The sequence below is a fragment of the Humitalea sp. 24SJ18S-53 genome (assembly GCF_050632385.1).
GTDB lineage: Bacteria > Pseudomonadota > Alphaproteobacteria > Acetobacterales > Acetobacteraceae > Humitalea.
Genome location: NZ_CP192599.1, coordinates 742,284 through 757,195 on the forward strand (window position 1 = coordinate 742,284; position 14,912 = coordinate 757,195).

Sequence of the window (14,912 nt, forward strand, 5' to 3'; positions counted from 1 at the left end):
CATGGCCGTGAAGGTCGCGATCAACGGGTTCGGACGCATCGGGCGGCTTGTGCTGCGCGCCATGATTGAAAGCGGCCGCAGCGATGTCGAATGCATCGCGATCAACGACCTCGGCAGTGTCGAGGCGAATGCGCATCTGTTCCGCTTCGACAGCGTGCACGGCCGCTTTCCCGGCGACGTCGTCGTCGACGGCAACAAGCTGATCATCACCGCCAATGGCCGCACCTATGCGCCCATCGTCGTCAGCGCCGAACGCGACCCGACCAAGGTTCCGTTCCAGGGCGTCGATGTCGCGATGGAATGCACGGGCATCTTCACCGCCAAGGACAAGGCTTCAGCCCTGATCACCGCCGGCGCGCGCAAGGTGCTCATCTCGGCCCCCGGTGAGGACGCCGATGCGACCATCGTCTATGGCGTGAACGAGAAGACGCTGACGAAGGAGATGACGGTCGTCTCCAACGCCTCCTGCACCACCAACTGCCTGGCCCCGATCGCCAAGGTGCTGCACGACAACTTCGGCATCCTGCGCGGCTACATGGTCACCATCCACGCCTATACCGGCGACCAGAACACCGTGGACACGCTGCACAAGGACCTGCACCGCGCCCGCGCCGCCGCCGTTTCCGCCATCCCGACCAGCACGGGTGCGGCCAAGGCCGTGGGCCTGGTGTTGCCGGAACTGAAGGGTAAGCTGGACGGCACCGCCATCCGCATCCCGACGCCGAACGTGTCGCTCGTCTCGCTCGACTTCGTGCCGGCCAAGACCGAGGGCCTGACCAAGGAAGCGATCAACGCTGTGATGAAGGCGGCCAGCGAGAGCGGCCCGCTGAAGGGCATCCTGGGCTACAACACCGCCCCGCTGGTCAGCATCGACTTCAACCACAACCCGGCGTCGTCGACCTTCGACGCGACGCAGACCCAGGTGGTCGATGGCGCGCTGGTGCGGGTGATGTCCTGGTACGACAATGAATGGGGCTTCTCGAACCGCATGAGCGACACCGCGGCGCTGTTCGGCAGCCTGTGAAACCCCGCGCGGCGCCATGACTTCGGCGCCGCGCGCTGTCTTTGCCTATGGCGCGGCTCTCCTGCTGGGGGCCGCGCTGGCGCTTTGGGTCTTTCCGCTCGACGTGCTCTTCCCCCGCGCCGGCTTCGACTGGCGCCCCGTGGGCGACACCGCGCAGCATATCGTCGCCCAACGCTATCTGCTGGCCGAGCCCTGGCGCTGGCCGCCCACCCTGGCCCTGACGTTGAACACGCAGGAAGGTGGGGTGAACACCGTTTTTGCTGACGTCATCCCGCTTCTGACGCTGGCACTCAAAACCATTCGCGGCGTCCTGCCGCCCGGCTTCCACGGCGTCGGATTGTTCGGCGGCCTGGCTTGGCTGCTGCAACCCGTCGCTGCCGTCTGGGCGCTGCGCGGGGCAGGGGAGACGCGGTTGCTGCCGGCCATCGGCGTCGCGCTGGCGGCGGCATCGATGCCCGCCTTCATCGGGCGTTTCGGGCACGCCGCGTTGACCGGGCATTTCGTGCTGTTGGTGGCGCTTGGCTTCTACCTGCGCCTGGTCGTGCGCCCGAATGCGGCGCTTTGGGCCGCGGCGATCCTGGCGCAGGTCGCGACCCTGCTGATCCACCCCTATCTCGCCGCGATGTCCTTGGCCCTGCTCGGCGCCGTGCCGCTGACGCGGTTGCTGCGTGGAAACTCCTTCCTCGCATCCGGCGTCGCGGTCGGCGTGGCGCTGGTGGCGATGGTCGGGGTGATGGCGGGGTTCGGCTACCTCGGCGCCGCCGGCGATGGTGGCTATGGGCAGTTCGCGATGAACCTGCTGTCGCCGGTCTGGCCGGCGGGATCGGGGCTGATCGGCTGGCCTTGGTCGCCGCAACTGGATGCAACCGGGCATGGCGGCTGGGAAGGCTACAACTGGCTGGGCTTTGGGCTATTGGCTGCCCTATTGGTGGGCGTGCTGGCGCGACCGGGCGTGGCCTTCGCCGGAATGCGGGCACATGCGGGGCTGGTGCTGGCGCTCTTCGCGCTGACCCTGCTCGCCGTCAGTCACAAGGTCGGCTTCGGTGACAGACTCATCCTGGACCTTGGCCAGGCCCCGGGCTTCCTGGAACAGTTCCGCAGTTCCGGCCGCTTCTTCTGGCCCGTCGCCTATGGGTTGCTGATCGGCGGCTTCGTCCTGCTGGCGCGGATTTCCCCCGCCCTTTGCCTGGTCGCCGGCCTGCTGCAATTCGCCGATGCCGCCCCCCTGCGCCGCGCCATCGCCGACTGGGCCGCCGCCCGCCCCCCCTGGACGGTCGATGCCCCCGCCCTGCGCGACGCCTTTGCCGGCGCCCAAACCCTGACCCTGCTGCCAAGCTGGCCCTGCGTGGATGCCGCCCGCGACGGCGACACCCTGACCCGCCTCTTGGAAGTCCTGGCCCTCGCCTCCGAACGCGCCGTGCCGGTCAGCACCATGTATGTCGCCCGCTGGCGCAACCCACCGGTCTGCCGGGACGCCACACTGGCCTCCGCCCCCCTGGCACCAGGCGAAGTGCGGCTGATCCTGCCGCTCGCCCAGCCCAGCCTGGCGCCGCTGGTGCCCGATGCGGTGGCGCGCTGCGGGCAGGTGGGCGACGTGACCCTCTGCCGCTGACGGTCGTGGCAGTAATGGGACGGTTGCGCCAGTGGAAGGGGCTTCGCCCCCTCCACGCCTCCCCCACCAGGGGCCGCCACCCTGGACCGGCGGAGTATTGGTAAAATAAAGGGAGGGGTATCAAGGTCACGCCATTGGTGCAACGTGCTCCATGCCCCTCCCTTTATTTTACCAACAGCGTGGGTTCCAAGGGGCCACGGTCCCTTGGTGGGGAGAGTTTGAGAGGGGCGAAGCCCCTTTCAAAGCGCGACTTCCCCATTACGGCACCACCGCCATGAACAGGAACGCCGCGAAGATCACCAGGTGCACGGCGCCCTGCAACACTGTCGTCCGTCCGCTGCCCAGGGTCAGCCCGGCGGTGAACAGGGTCAGCACCAGCAACACCGTTTCCGACGGCCGCAGCCCCAGCACCAGCGGCTGGCCCAGCCAGATCGCCACCACCGCGACCACCGGGATGGTCAGGCCGATGCAGGCGATGACCGAGCCCAGCGCCAGGTTCAGCGACGTCTGCAACCGGTTCCGCCGCGCCGCGCGCACCGCCGAAAACCCCTCCGGCAGCAGCACCAGCGCCGCGATGGCGACGCCCACGACCGACACCGGGGCGGCGGCCGCGGCGACCCCTGCCTCGACCGCGGGGGCCAGGAACTTGGCCAGCAGCACGACGCCGACCAGCGCCGGCAGCATCAGCCCCGCGGACATCCACGTGGCCCGCAGGCTGGGCGGGTCGGCGATGCCATCGGCGTCATCCGCCTCCGGCAGAAAGTATTCGCGGTGGCGCACCGTCTGCACGAACAGGAACACGACATACAGCACCAGCGACACCACCGACACGAAGACCAGTTGCGCCGTGTTGAACACCGGCCCGGGGGTCGAGGCGGTGTAGTTCGGCAGCACCAGGGTCAAGGTCGCCATTGCCGCCAGCACGGCCAGGTAGGCCGCGGCGGCGCGGGCCTGGAACCCCTGTTCCAGATAACGCGCGCCCCCCAGCACCAGCGCCAGGCCGACGATGCCATTCAGCGCGATCATCAGCGCGGCGAAGACGGAATCGCGCGCCACGGTTTCCTTGCCGCCGCCCAGCATCATCGACACGATCAACCCGGCCTCGATGACGGTGACGGCGACGGCCAGGACCAGGCTGCCGAAGGGCTCGCCGATGCGATGGGCGACGACCTCGGCATGGTGCACGCCCGCGAAGACGGCACCGATCAGGGCCAGCCCCATGACCACGCCGCCGACGCCGAGCGGGTCCGGATGCAGCAGCACCAGCCCCAGCGCCAGGATCGGGAACACCCAGGACCACCAGGGCAGGCCGTGTTTCGCGCTTCCCGCCATGCCAACATCCCCAATTAAATCCGGATGTTGGTGGCACAGGTGCTCGCCCGGGCCAACCAATAACGGGGGAAACTTCCCCGTCCTGCCACGAAGCGGTTAGGTTGGCGCCATGCCGCATGACGCCGCGACCCCCGACAAGCCACGCCCGTCCTGGCGCGACGGGCTGCCGCCGCCGCCGCCCGGCCCCGCGCCCGAATCCCATTTCGCCGGCAGCCAGACGGTGCGCGACATCGTCATCGGCGTGGCGGATGGCTTGACGGTGCCCTTCGCCCTGGCGGCGGGCCTGGCCGGCACGGTGGCGTCGAACCCGCTGATCGTCACCGCTGGCCTGGCCGTCATCGCCGCGGGCTGCGTCGCGAAGGGAATGGGCGGGCTTCTGGCGGCGCGCACGGAGATCGCGCACTACGCCGCCGAACGCCGGCGGGAAGCGCAGGAAATCCACGACTGGCCCGACCGCGAACGGTGGGAGGTGCTGGTCATTCTGCATCGCCAGGGCCTGCGCGACGACATCCTGACCGGCGCGACCGACGCGATCTGCGCCGACCCCGACACCTGGGTCGATTTCATGATGCGGTTCGAATTGGAGATGACCGAACCCGAATCGGGCCTGGCGCAGCGTTCCGCGATGGCCATGGGCGGCGCCTATGTCGCCGGCGGGCTGATCCCGCTGCTGCCCTACATGCTGTTCAGCGGGACAAGGCCGGCGCTGATCCTGTCCGCCGTGCTGACCGCCGTGGCGCTGACCGGCTTCGGCTGGCTGAAGGCCCGCGCGACCGGGCTGCCGCCAGGGCCGGGTGCCGCGCAGGCGCTGGGGGTCGGGGTCGCGGCGGCGGCGCTGGCCTTCGTCGTGGCCGGGGTGGCCAGCCGGTAATGCGTCAGTGCCCCGGGTTGCCGGCGGCGAAGGCCGCTTTCTGCGCCGGGGTCGCTTCCGTCTGGTTCGCCTTCTGCCAATCGGCATAGGGCATGCCGTAGATCACTTCCCGCGCGGCGGGGGTTTCCAGCGCGATGCCGGCATCGGCGGCGGCTTCCTGATACCAGCGCGACAGGCAGTTCCGGCAGAAGCCGGTCAGGTTCATCATGTCGATGTTCTGCACATCGGTCCGCGCGCGCAGATGCGCGATCATCTTGCGGAAGGCGGCGGCTTCCAGCCTTTCGCGGGTCGCCGCATCCATCGCGGCGGCGGCACCCAGGGTGAGGTCGGCTTCAGGCTGTGCGGGCATGGCGGGGCTCCGTGCGATTGGCCGCACACATGGCGCGGGACCGCCGATGGCTCAAGCGCGCGATCAGAAGGCCCGGTTGATGGTGATGGTCAGCCCCTGCGTGCTCAGGCTGCCGGACGAATTGCCGGACAGCACGCCGATCGTCGTCACGCCCTGGTCGGCGTTGGGATTGGTGAAGGGGCCGGAGAAATCCATCTTCGCCGTGCCGGTCACGGAATAGGTGTAGGTGAAGTCCATGAACCAGGCCGAATCAAAGAAATAGGTGGCACCCACCACAAAGGCCGCGCCCGCCACCCAGGAGGTGCCGGAGAAATTGGCCGGCGGGCCCGACACATTCGTCCGGTCGCCATTGATGTCGGCAAAGCCGATCATGCCGTTCATGCTGGTCTCGCTCTCCGTGAGCGTCGGCCCGGCACCGACATAGAAGAAGCCTCGATCATAGGAACGGCCCAGGAAGGGCGTCAGTGTCAGTTGATGATTGAGCCTGGTCTCGAAGGACCGGACGACGACATTGCCGGTAAAGGGGATCTGGCTGCCGCTGCCGACTTGCGCGAAGGACCCGACCTGATGGATCCGCGCGTCCTGGACCGTGGAGTCCACGGCGACATGACTGTACGAAAACTTGCCTCCCCAGAGCCAATTGCTGCCCGGGAAATGCTGGAAATACCCCGCCTGTGCGGAGGGGGCGAAACCGGATTCGCGCGGCATGTAGATCCGTGCCGGGCCACCGGCTTCACCGGTCGAGACCAGGGCGCCACGCTGGTAGATATCCGATGTGCCCATGGCAAAGGCGTCCTGCGCGCCAAAGCCGACGGAATTATAACTGCCACCAGCGCCGATGTAGAAGCCGCGGCTCGGCACAGTGACCGTCTGGGCCGCCGCATATTGCGAAACAACCATACTCGCCGCGACATCAAGACAGAGAAAAAGCGATAAACGGGAAAAAGCACGCATTACTTTTTCGCGATTCATCTTCTTGATCCTGGTTGGGGTCCGTCTGGATACTGTGATCCGCAGCCGGGCGACACGAAGCAGGGTTCACGGTTATCACCGTGCCGTCAATCGCGGTTGGGCGAAAATATCGCCCGGAACTCAACCTATTCGGGTGTTCATTTGCGGGGCGCAGGCGATGGCTGCGGTTGGGCGGCCGGAACGAAGGACAATATTCCTTGTCTTTCGCCCCGGCCGATGCTACCTCACCTACGCGATCCAGGCGGCCTGCGTCGCACCCCTGGGCATTTGTCCGAAAGTGCAAAAACCCATACGAAAGCTGGTCAATCAGCGTATTCGCCGGCCGCCTGGATGGCCACGCGCCACTTGGCGACCTCGGCCGCCAGGAACCGCGCGTGATAGGCGGGATCGGCCTGGGCCTCGGTCGCGACCTGGGTCTGCAATTCGCCGAAGCGTGCCCGCAGCCGCTCATCCCGCATCGCCGCGCGGATCGCGGTGTTCAGCCGCGCCACGACCTCGGGCGGGGTGCCGCGCGGGGCGTAGAGCCCGTGCCAGGTGGACATCTCGAACCCCGACAGCCCGGCCTCGTTCGCGGTCGGCAGGTCGATCCCCGGCACGCGGGCCATGGTGGACACGGCGTAGCCCCGGATGCGGCGGTCGGCGAGATAGGGCACGGTATTGGTCGCCTGGTCGCAGAACACGTCCAGCCGCCCGGCCATCAGCTCGGTGATCGCGGGCGCGCTGCCGCGGTAGACGATGGTGGTCAGTTGCGCCCCCGCCGCCTGCTGCAACAGCATGCCGCAAAGCTGGTTGGCCCCGCCCAGGCCGGAATGCCCAAGGTTCAGCGCATCCTTCCGCGCCCGCATCACGCCGACCAGCCCGGCCAGATCCTCGGCCGGGAAGTCGGGGCGGGTGACGATGGTCATGGCGGCGTCGGACACCAGGCCCAGCGGGACAAAACTGGTCTGCACGTCGAAGGCCAGCCGCCGGTACAGCGTGGCCGTGGTCGCCATGCCGATGTGGTGGATCAGCAGGCTGTGCCCATCCGGCCGCGCCTGGGCGATGCGGCCAGCTGCGATGGTGCCGCCCGCGCCGGTGACATTCTCGACCACCACCGGTGAGCCGAGGTCGCGCGCCATCGCCTCGGCGGTCAGCCGGGCGATGGTGTCGGTCGGCCCGCCGGCGGTGAAGGGCACGGTGATGGTGATGGGTCGGTCAGGGAAACGCTGCGCCATGGCCGGGCCGGCCAGGAGCGTCAGCGCCAAGAAAGTGGGGGCCAGGATAGCGCGGCGGATCATGCGTTCCTCCCTTCGATGGCGGCGACGACGGCCGCGGTGACGGCAGCGGTATTGGCCGATCCACCCAGGTCGGCGGGCAGGGTGCGGCCTTCCAGCGTGACCTTTTCGATCGCGGCGATCAACGACGCAGCGGCCTTGGCCTCGCCCAGGTGCTCCAGCATCAGCGCCGCCGACCAGAAGGTGCCGATCGGGTTGGCGATGCCCTTGCCCATGATGTCAAAGGCGGAGCCGTGGATGGGCTCGAACATCGAGGGGAAGGCGCGTTCCGGGTTCACGTTGCCGGTCGGCGCGACGCCCAGCGACCCGGCCAGCGCGCCCGCCAGGTCCGACAGGATGTCGGCATGCAGGTTGGTGGCGACCACCGTGTCCACGCTTTCGGGGCGGCGGACCATGCGGGCCGCCATCGCGTCGACCAGTTCCTTCTGCCAGGTGACGCTGGGGAATTCGCGGGCGACATCGGCCGCGATCTCATCCCACAGCACCATGCCGTGGCGCTGGGCGTTGGATTTTGTGACGACCGTCAGCAGCTTGCGCGGCCGGGCGGCGGCGGCAGCAAAAGCGTAGCGCATGATGCGGGTAACGCCCGCGCGGGTAAAAATGGAGGTTTCGGTGGCGATTTCCTCAGGGTGGCCGCGATGGGCGCGGCCGCCGTGGCCGGCGTATTCGCCCTCGGAATTCTCCCGCACGATCAGCCAATCAAAACCTTCGGGCGGCAGGTCGCGCAGCGGGGATTGCAGGCCGGGCAGCACGCGAGTCGGGCGGATGTTCGCATACTGGTCGAAGCCCTGGCAGATCTTCAGCCGCAGGCCCCAGAGCGTCAGGTCATCCGGCAGGTTCGGATCGCCGACGGCGCCGAACAGGATGGAATCGAAGGGTTTCAGGGTCGTCAGCCCATCGTCCGGCATCATCTTGCCATGGGCGCGGTAGTAGTCGCTGCCCCAGTCGAAATGGGTGGCTTCGATGGAAAAACCGCCCTCGCGGGCGGCCAGGGCGGTCAGGACCTCCAGGGCGGCGGGCACGACTTCCTTGCCGATGCCGTCGCCCGGGATGGCGGCGATGCGATGGTGGCGCATGATCGGGACCTCTTCTTCTTGGGACGCACAACTGGTATGGTATCTGGTATGGAAGTCAAGGCTCCAGTTCGTCGCGTCATCCTGCCCCCGGCCGCCCCGGCCCGGGCAAGCCTGGCCGACGCCGCCTATGCCGCGCTGAAGGCCAGCATCCTGGAGGGGCTGCTGCCCCCCGGGCAGGAAACCGCCGAACAGGTCATCGCCGACCAGTTGGCGATGAGCCGCACCCCCGTGCACGAGGCCCTGGTCCGGCTGCAGCACGAGGGCATGGTGACGGTGCTGCCCCGCCGCGGCGTGCGCGTGCTGCCGATCGACCCGGAAGACCTGCGCCAGACCTACGAAGTGCTGATCGCGCTGGAGGGTGCCGCCGCCGCCCTGCTGGCGCGCCGCGCCGCGCCGGGCGCCACGGCATTGGCGACGATGACGGAGGCGACCGAGGCCATGGCCGCCGCCCTGGGGCAGGGCGACCGCGCCGCCTGGGCCGCCGCCGACGACCGCTTCCACCGCGCGCTGGTGGCGGGGTCGGGCAATCCGAAACTCGCCCGCCTGGCCGAGAACGCCGCCGACCAGGCACAGCGCGCCCGCAGCGTGACCGCCGCCCGGCGGCCGGAACCGACCGCCTCGGGCATCGAGCACGCGGCGATCCTGGCGGCGATCGGCGCCGGCGATGCGGAGGCCGCCCGTGCCGCCGCGGCCGCCCACCGGGCACGGGCCAGTGCAGAGATCCTGGCGGCGCTGCAGCGTGCTTGACGCCGGTTTGCCACCCGTGCCCGCGTCCCGTAAGCGCGAGGAAAGCCTGGGGCCGTTGGGGGACACGCGTATGGACTGGACCGATGCCACCGCCCGCGCGGCCTTGCGCGCCATCTTCGATGCCGCCGTCGCCGCCGCCGATCCGCGCGTGGTCCTGGCCCGCCACCTGCCGGAGCGCCCGCCGGGCCGGGTGATCGTGGTCGGCGCCGGCAAATCCGCCGCCGTGATGGCCGCGGCGGTCGAGGCCGTGTGGCCCGGCGTCACCGGCCTGGTCGTCACCCGCTACGGCCACGGCTACCCGACCCAGGGGGTCGAGGTGGTCGAGGCGTCGCACCCCGTGCCCGATGCCGCGGGGCAGGCGGCGGCGGCGCGGATGCTGGCGATGGTGGGCGGGCTGACGGCCGATGACCTGGTGCTGGCGCTGATCTCGGGCGGTGGGTCGGCCTTGCTGGCGCTGCCGGCGCCGGGGCTGACCCTGGCCGACAAGCAGGTGGTGAACCGCGAGTTGCTGGCCTGCGGTGCCACGATCCATGAGATGAACTGCGTCCGCCGGCACCTGTCGGCGATCAAGGGCGGCAGGCTGGCGGCGGCGGCTTTTCCCGCGCGGGTGGTGACGCTGGCGATCTCCGACGTGCCGGGCGACGACCCGACGGTGATCGCCTCCGGCCCCACCGTCGCCGACCCCAGCACCTTCGCCGAGGCACGGGCCATCCTGTCGCGCTACGGCATCCTGCCGCCGGTCGCGGTCGCGGCGCATCTGGCCGCGGCCGTGGAGGAAACCCCAAAGCCCGGCGACGCGCGCCTGGCGCGGGCGGATTACCGGATGATCGCGACCCCGGCGATGGCGCTGGCCGCCGCCGCCGCCGAGGCCCGCCGCCATGGCCTGACGCCCCTGATCCTGGGCGATGCGCTGGAGGGCGAGGCCGCCATCGTCGGCAAGGTCCTGGCCGGGATCGCGCTATCGTCCGCGACGCATGGGCATCCGTTGGCCGCACCCTGCGTGCTGCTGTCGGGGGGCGAGACCACCGTGACCCTCGGTGACAGCCAGGGGGGCAGGGGGGGGCGCAATGGCGAATGCCTGCTGGGGGCGGCGGTCGCACTGGCGGGGCATCCGCGCATCTGGGCGCTGATGGGCGACAGCGACGGGATCGATGGCTCCGAGCCCAATGCCGGCGCCATCGCCACGCCCGACACCCTGGCCCGCGCCAGGGCGGCCGGGATCGATCCGGTGGACTGCCTGACGGGGCACGACAGCTTTGGGGTTTTTGGCGCGGTGGGGGATCTGATCACCACCGGCCCGACGCTGACCAATGTGAATGATATCAGAGCCTTCCTGGTGTCATGACCCGGGTCGGCCGGTCAGGCCGTCAAGGCGGTCGCCACCAGGAAGGCCGCGAGCACGGCGGCGGCGAAAAGGTCCGACACCATGGCAACGATTTCCTTCGCGTTGCGCCCGGGCTGGAGCAGGTGCCGCAGGCCCGCCAAGGCATAGAACAGCCCACCCGTGATGGCGGCCGGCACGGTCCACGCCGGCGCAAGCAGCGACAGGGCGCCGATCGCGCCGATCGACAGGTTCGCGAAACCCAGTTCCTGCACGATGATCAGCGCCGCCGGGTCCGTCACGCCCAGGATCTTCACCGCCGTGAAGCTTGGCTTCACGATCTGCCACGCCCCGGCCAGCATCAACCGCACGCCCACGGCCCAAAACACGAACCAGGTGCCGATAAGCGCGACCAGGTCGGCCTGCCCGTAGCCCCCCAGGATGGAGGCGGCCGGCAGGACGGCCATGAACAGGATGATGGCGATGACATACATGGGCACGATAATCGTAGCAGATACGCAACGCTGACGCGACGGGCACATCGGCTCAAAAGAGACTTAATAAAAGTAAGTATATTTGCGGCGCTTGCGTCCGTTCTTACTTTCTGTAAGCTGAACCTATGCGCGACCCAGCCCTCGAAGATCTCCTGGCCCGCCGAGGCGCCGTCACCCGGATCGCGGGCGCGCTGGGCATCTCCACCGCCGCGGTCAGCCAATGGAAGCGCGTGCCGGCCGACCGGGTGGAGGAGGTTAGCCGCCTGTTCGGCCTGCCGGCGACCGCGCTTCGCCCGGACCTGACCGCGCCCGCCAAAACCCTTTCAGAAGGACTGCCCCGGATGGCTGCCCGCCTGCCCATGCGCCGCCGGCGCCGCACGAAGATCATCGCGACCCTGGGCCCGGCCTCGGCCACGGTCGACATCATCGGCCGGCTGTTCCAGGCAGGGGCCGATGTCTTCCGGCTGAATTTTTCCCATGGCAGCCACGAGGACCATGCCGCCCGCATCGCCATGATCCGCGAGGTGGAGCGGAAGTTCGGCCGCCCCATCGGGATCCTGGCCGATGTGCAGGGGCCGAAGCTGCGGGTCGGCAAGTTCCAGGCCGGGCGGGTGCAACTAGTGGCCGGGCAGCAATTCCGGCTCGACATGTCGCCGACCCCGGGTGACGTGCGCCGGGTGCAATTGCCGCACCCGGAAATCCTGGCCGCTGCCGGCATCGGCACGCATCTGCTGCTGGATGACGGGAAACTGAAACTCCGCGTCCTGCGCCGGCGCGACGACCATCTGGAAACGGAGGTCGTGCTCGGTGGCCCGCTGTCGGATCGCAAGGGCGTCAACGTGCCCGACGTCGCCCTGCCGATCCCGGCGCTGACGCCCAAGGACCGGCTGGACCTGGAGTTCGTGCTGCCGCTGGGCATCGAATACATCGGCCTGTCCTTCGTGCAGCGGCCGGAGGATGTCGCCGAATGCCAGGCGATCTGCGACGGCCGCGCCTGGGTCATGGTGAAGATGGAAAAGCCGCAGGCGGTGGAAAACCTGGATGGCATCCTGGCCCTGGCCGATTGCGTCATGGTCGCCCGCGGCGACCTGGGTGTGGAAATGCCGACGGAGGACGTGCCGCTGGTCCAGAAGCGCATCGTCCGCGCGGCGCGTGCCCTGGGCAAACCCGTGGTGGTCGCGACCCAGATGCTCGAAAGCATGATCACCGCCCCATCGCCCACCCGGGCGGAGGCGTCGGACGTCGCGACCGCGGTCTTCGATGGCGCCGATGCGGTGATGCTCTCGGCCGAAACCGCCGCCGGGCAATACCCGTTCGAGGCGGTGAACATCATGGACCGCATCGTGGCGCGGGTCGAAGGCGACCCCGACTGGCGCCGGATGACCGACGCCGCCCGCCCCGAACCCGAGCGCACCAGCGCCGGTGCGATTTCGGCCGCCGCCCGCCAGGTCGCCCACACCATCAGTGCGGAGGCGATCGCGACCTTCTCCGCCACCGGCAGCACCACCCTGCGCGTGGCGCGGGAGCGGCCGGACTGCCCGATCCTGGGGCTGACGACATCCGAACAGGTGGCCAGGCGCATGGCGGTGATCTGGGGCGTGCACCCGTCGCTGACGGCCGATGCGCATAGCATGACCGACATGGTCAGCAAGGCGACGCGCGCCGCCATCGGCGAAGGCTTTGCCCGGCCGGGGCAGGAGATCGTGGTGACGGCGGGCGTGCCCTTCGGCACGCCGGGGACCACCAATGCGCTGCGCGTTGCCACGGTGCGGTAGCCGGCGTTCGGATGGGTTGACGCCGGGGCAGGGGGGCGGCACGTCGCGGAAGCGAAACCCCCCCCGAGGACCCGATGATGCGCCGAACCCTCGCCACAGCCTTTCTTGCCGCCAGCTTCGGCGTCCTGGCCATGCCGCAACCGGCCGAGGCGCAGCGGTCGGGCGGCTATACCGTCACCGGGCGCAACCTGGATGGCACGGAATACACTGGCGTCGCGGTGCTGGACCAGGTCGGTAGCGCGTCCTTCACCATCGTCTGGCAGGTCGCCGGGGCGGCGATCAACGGTGTCGGCATGGTGTCGGGGCATAATTTCGCGGTGGTCTATGGGGCCGCGAACCAGCCGGGGATCGGTATCTACAACCTGCAGCCGGATGGGCGCCTGGTCGGGACCTGGACCGTGGTGGGCGCGCAGGGCACGGGGAGTGAGACGCTGACGCCGGTGGCGACGCCGCAAGCCGCGACCCCGCCCGCGCCTGCCCCGACGACGCCTACCAGGTAACTTCCGCCGCTCTGGGGCGTTCTTCCCCCATGAGCAACATCCCTGAACCCCGACACGCCCCCGACAGCCCCACCGGCGTACGCCAAGGCCGACTTGGCCGGCCGGTGCGGGTCGTGCTGATCGTCTCGATCACCCTGGCGGTGATTGCCCTGGCGCTGAGCTGGCTGGCGATCTGACGCCCCGCCGGGACCGGTCCAGGAACTCCAGGAAGCGCGCATCGCCGGCATAGGCGACGTTGACGCGCATCATGGGCGGCGCGGCCGCCTCGGCGCGCTCCGGGCGGAACACCGACCCGGGTGCGAGGAATATGCCCTCCGCCGCGGCGGCGCGGCACAGCGCCTCTTCCTGCAAGCCCGCCGGCAGCGGCACCCATAGATAAAGCCCGCCGCCCGATGGCGGCGCCACGGGCCAGCCGACGGAGGCCAGCCCTGTCACAGCCTCGGTCGTTGCGACGGCGATCCGTGCGCGCAGCCGCCGCAAATGGCGCAGGTAGTGCCCCGCCGCGATCAACTGCGACACGAAGCGTTCGACAAATTGAGAGGTGGAAACCACCGTCAGCATCTTCAAATCGTTCAAGGCCCGCGCCGTCGCCGGATCGGCCACCACATGGCCGACCCGCAGCGAGGCCGAGAGGGTTTTTGAGAAAGTGCCGATGTGGATCACCCGCCGCAGCCCATCCAGTGCCGCGAGGCGTGGGCTGGCGGCCGGCATGAGATCGGCGAAGGGATCGCATTCCACGATGGTGATGCCATGCCGCTCCGCAGCCCGCAGCACCGCATGGGCGACGGCGGGCGACAGCGTGCCGCCGGTCGGGTTGTGGCCCAGCGACTGGGTGAAGAAGGCGCGGGGGCGCAGTGCCGCCAGGCGCGCTTCCAGCGCATCCGGGTCCGGCCCATCGGCGCGGCGCGGCACGCCGACCGCGCGGATACGCGCCGATTGCAGCTTGCCGAACAGCGGATAATAGCCGGGGTCATCGACCAGCACCGTATCGCCGGGCCCCGCCAGGTGGCGGATCACCAGGTCCAGCGCGTGATTGGCGCCGAGGGTCAGCAGGACCTGTTCCGGCGCGCAGGAGATGCCGCGCTCGACCATCGACAACGCGATGCGCTCGCGCAGCGGCAGGTAGCCCCAGGAGGATCCATAGCCATCGGTCGCCGGCCCCGGATGCATCCGGCCGGCGGCGAATTGCGCCCCCAACTCCGATCCCTCCATCCAGCCCGGCGGCGGGCGGCCGTCGCCGGGGCGCACGAGGTGGCGGGCTTCCAACTGCTCGCGCAGCAGCGAGACGGTGTCGAGCGCCTCGGCCAGATGGGCGGGGACGCGCGGACTCGGCGCGCGGGACATGGCCGCGGCGAAATACCCGGCCCCGCGCCGGGCCTCGCAATGGCCGGAGGCGACCAGGCGGTCGTAAGCCTCCGCCATCGTGTTCTTCGAGACGTCATGGTCCAGCGCGGCCTGCCGGATGGAGGCGAGACGGGTGCCGGGCTTCACCAGTCCGCGGTCGATGGCATCGGCCAGCCGGGCGGCAATGGCATCGGCGCGTGTGACTGGCCTATGCAATGACA

Annotated in this window: 15 protein-coding genes; 8 read left to right on the forward strand and 7 right to left on the reverse strand. The window is 69.5% G+C overall.

Annotated elements, in window-relative coordinates:
- Position 1 precedes the first annotated feature (1 nt).
- Entirely contained in the window at positions 2 to 1,024 is a 1,023-nt protein-coding gene (gene gap / locus ACQW02_RS03525) for a type I glyceraldehyde-3-phosphate dehydrogenase (protein WP_431283894.1), read from the forward strand.
- A 16-nt stretch (positions 1,025 to 1,040) separates the two neighbouring features.
- On the forward strand, positions 1,041 to 2,636 hold the full coding sequence (locus ACQW02_RS03530) for a DUF6311 domain-containing protein (RefSeq protein ID WP_431283895.1): 1,596 nt from the start codon (positions 1,041 to 1,043) through the stop codon (positions 2,634 to 2,636).
- Positions 2,637 to 2,894: 258 nt separating this feature from the next.
- On the opposite strand, the gene ACQW02_RS03535 is transcribed toward ACQW02_RS03530, so the two are convergent.
- Positions 2,895 to 3,968 (reverse strand): calcium:proton antiporter, encoded by a 1,074-nt coding sequence (locus ACQW02_RS03535; protein WP_431283896.1) that lies wholly within the window; start codon positions 3,966 to 3,968, stop codon positions 2,895 to 2,897.
- 109 nt (positions 3,969 to 4,077) lie between these two features.
- Between ACQW02_RS03535 and ACQW02_RS03540 the strand changes: the two genes are divergently transcribed.
- Complete coding sequence (locus ACQW02_RS03540; RefSeq protein ID WP_431283897.1) at positions 4,078 to 4,839, forward strand: VIT1/CCC1 transporter family protein; 762 nt, start codon at positions 4,078 to 4,080, stop codon at positions 4,837 to 4,839.
- Positions 4,840 to 4,843: 4 nt separating this feature from the next.
- Here the strand turns inward: ACQW02_RS03540 and ACQW02_RS03545 are convergent, their stop codons facing one another.
- The 4 genes from ACQW02_RS03545 to ACQW02_RS03560 all read right to left on the reverse strand — a co-directional run bounded on the left by ACQW02_RS03545 (position 4,844) and on the right by ACQW02_RS03560 (position 8,510).
- Positions 4,844 to 5,188, reverse strand: coding sequence for a DUF1244 domain-containing protein (locus tag ACQW02_RS03545; RefSeq protein ID WP_431283898.1), 345 nt, complete (start codon positions 5,186 to 5,188; stop codon positions 4,844 to 4,846).
- A gap of 63 nt (positions 5,189 to 5,251) precedes the next feature.
- The gene (locus ACQW02_RS03550; RefSeq protein ID WP_431283899.1) at positions 5,252 to 6,088 is read right to left on the reverse strand and encodes a hypothetical protein; all 837 of its coding nucleotides are present in this window, start codon (positions 6,086 to 6,088) and stop codon (positions 5,252 to 5,254) included.
- Between the two features lie 374 nt (positions 6,089 to 6,462).
- Entirely contained in the window at positions 6,463 to 7,437 is a 975-nt protein-coding gene (locus tag ACQW02_RS03555; protein WP_431283900.1) for a tripartite tricarboxylate transporter substrate-binding protein, read from the reverse strand.
- Positions 7,434 to 8,510: a tartrate dehydrogenase gene (locus ACQW02_RS03560; protein WP_431283901.1), complete on the reverse strand. Its 1,077-nt coding sequence runs from the start codon at positions 8,508 to 8,510 to the stop codon at positions 7,434 to 7,436. Before ACQW02_RS03560 ends, ACQW02_RS03555 begins: the two co-directional genes overlap by 4 nt.
- Positions 8,511 to 8,558: 48 nt before the next feature.
- Between ACQW02_RS03560 and ACQW02_RS03565 the strand changes: the two genes are divergently transcribed.
- Positions 8,559 to 9,257 (forward strand): GntR family transcriptional regulator, encoded by a 699-nt coding sequence (locus tag ACQW02_RS03565; RefSeq protein ID WP_431283902.1) that lies wholly within the window; start codon positions 8,559 to 8,561, stop codon positions 9,255 to 9,257.
- 70 nt (positions 9,258 to 9,327) lie between these two features.
- Positions 9,328 to 10,602 carry a glycerate kinase type-2 family protein gene (locus tag ACQW02_RS03570; protein ID WP_431283903.1) on the forward strand — a complete coding sequence of 425 codons (1,275 nt, stop codon included), beginning with the start codon at positions 9,328 to 9,330 and terminating at the stop codon, positions 10,600 to 10,602.
- 14 nt (positions 10,603 to 10,616) lie between these two features.
- Here ACQW02_RS03570 and ACQW02_RS03575 read toward each other — a convergent pair whose 3' ends face one another.
- The gene (locus tag ACQW02_RS03575; protein ID WP_431283904.1) at positions 10,617 to 11,072 is read right to left on the reverse strand and encodes a hypothetical protein; all 456 of its coding nucleotides are present in this window, start codon (positions 11,070 to 11,072) and stop codon (positions 10,617 to 10,619) included.
- 341 nt (positions 11,073 to 11,413) lie between these two features.
- Between ACQW02_RS03575 and pyk the strand changes: the two genes are divergently transcribed.
- The 3 genes from pyk (at position 11,414) to ACQW02_RS03590 (ending at position 13,523) form a co-directional block, all read left to right on the forward strand.
- Positions 11,414 to 12,847 carry a pyruvate kinase gene (gene pyk / locus ACQW02_RS03580; RefSeq protein ID WP_431286003.1) on the forward strand — a complete coding sequence of 478 codons (1,434 nt, stop codon included), beginning with the start codon at positions 11,414 to 11,416 and terminating at the stop codon, positions 12,845 to 12,847.
- 74 nt (positions 12,848 to 12,921) lie between these two features.
- A complete protein-coding gene (locus ACQW02_RS03585) occupies positions 12,922 to 13,347 on the forward strand; it encodes a hypothetical protein (protein WP_431283905.1) in 426 nt (141 codons plus the stop codon).
- Positions 13,348 to 13,376: 29 nt separating this feature from the next.
- Complete coding sequence (locus ACQW02_RS03590; RefSeq protein ID WP_431283906.1) at positions 13,377 to 13,523, forward strand: hypothetical protein; 147 nt, start codon at positions 13,377 to 13,379, stop codon at positions 13,521 to 13,523.
- On the opposite strand, the gene ACQW02_RS03595 is transcribed toward ACQW02_RS03590, so the two are convergent.
- Positions 13,477 to 14,907 (reverse strand): PLP-dependent aminotransferase family protein, encoded by a 1,431-nt coding sequence (locus ACQW02_RS03595; RefSeq protein WP_431283907.1) that lies wholly within the window; start codon positions 14,905 to 14,907, stop codon positions 13,477 to 13,479. The two genes, ACQW02_RS03590 and ACQW02_RS03595, sit on opposite strands and share 47 nt — an antisense overlap.
- Positions 14,908 to 14,912: the final 5 nt, after the last annotated feature.

Excerpts from the sequence above, each read along its gene's own strand:
- gap (WP_431283894.1), top strand. The coding sequence starts at position 2 with ATGGCCGTGAAGGTCGCGATCAACGGGTTCGGACGCATCGGGCGGCTT.
- ACQW02_RS03530 (WP_431283895.1), top strand. The coding sequence starts at position 1,041 with ATGACTTCGGCGCCGCGCGCTGTCTTTGCCTATGGCGCGGCTCTCCTG.
- ACQW02_RS03535 (WP_431283896.1), bottom strand. The coding sequence starts at position 3,968 with ATGGCGGGAAGCGCGAAACACGGCCTGCCCTGGTGGTCCTGGGTGTTC.
- ACQW02_RS03540 (WP_431283897.1), top strand. The coding sequence starts at position 4,078 with ATGCCGCATGACGCCGCGACCCCCGACAAGCCACGCCCGTCCTGGCGC.
- ACQW02_RS03545 (WP_431283898.1), bottom strand. The coding sequence starts at position 5,188 with ATGCCCGCACAGCCTGAAGCCGACCTCACCCTGGGTGCCGCCGCCGCG.
- ACQW02_RS03550 (WP_431283899.1), bottom strand. The coding sequence starts at position 6,088 with ATGGTTGTTTCGCAATATGCGGCGGCCCAGACGGTCACTGTGCCGAGC.
- ACQW02_RS03555 (WP_431283900.1), bottom strand. The coding sequence starts at position 7,437 with ATGATCCGCCGCGCTATCCTGGCCCCCACTTTCTTGGCGCTGACGCTC.
- ACQW02_RS03560 (WP_431283901.1), bottom strand. The coding sequence starts at position 8,510 with ATGCGCCACCATCGCATCGCCGCCATCCCGGGCGACGGCATCGGCAAG.
- ACQW02_RS03565 (WP_431283902.1), top strand. The coding sequence starts at position 8,559 with ATGGAAGTCAAGGCTCCAGTTCGTCGCGTCATCCTGCCCCCGGCCGCC.
- ACQW02_RS03570 (WP_431283903.1), top strand. The coding sequence starts at position 9,328 with ATGGACTGGACCGATGCCACCGCCCGCGCGGCCTTGCGCGCCATCTTC.
- ACQW02_RS03575 (WP_431283904.1), bottom strand. The coding sequence starts at position 11,072 with ATGTATGTCATCGCCATCATCCTGTTCATGGCCGTCCTGCCGGCCGCC.
- pyk (WP_431286003.1), top strand. The coding sequence starts at position 11,414 with ATGGCTGCCCGCCTGCCCATGCGCCGCCGGCGCCGCACGAAGATCATC.
- ACQW02_RS03585 (WP_431283905.1), top strand. The coding sequence starts at position 12,922 with ATGATGCGCCGAACCCTCGCCACAGCCTTTCTTGCCGCCAGCTTCGGC.
- ACQW02_RS03590 (WP_431283906.1), top strand. The coding sequence starts at position 13,377 with ATGAGCAACATCCCTGAACCCCGACACGCCCCCGACAGCCCCACCGGC.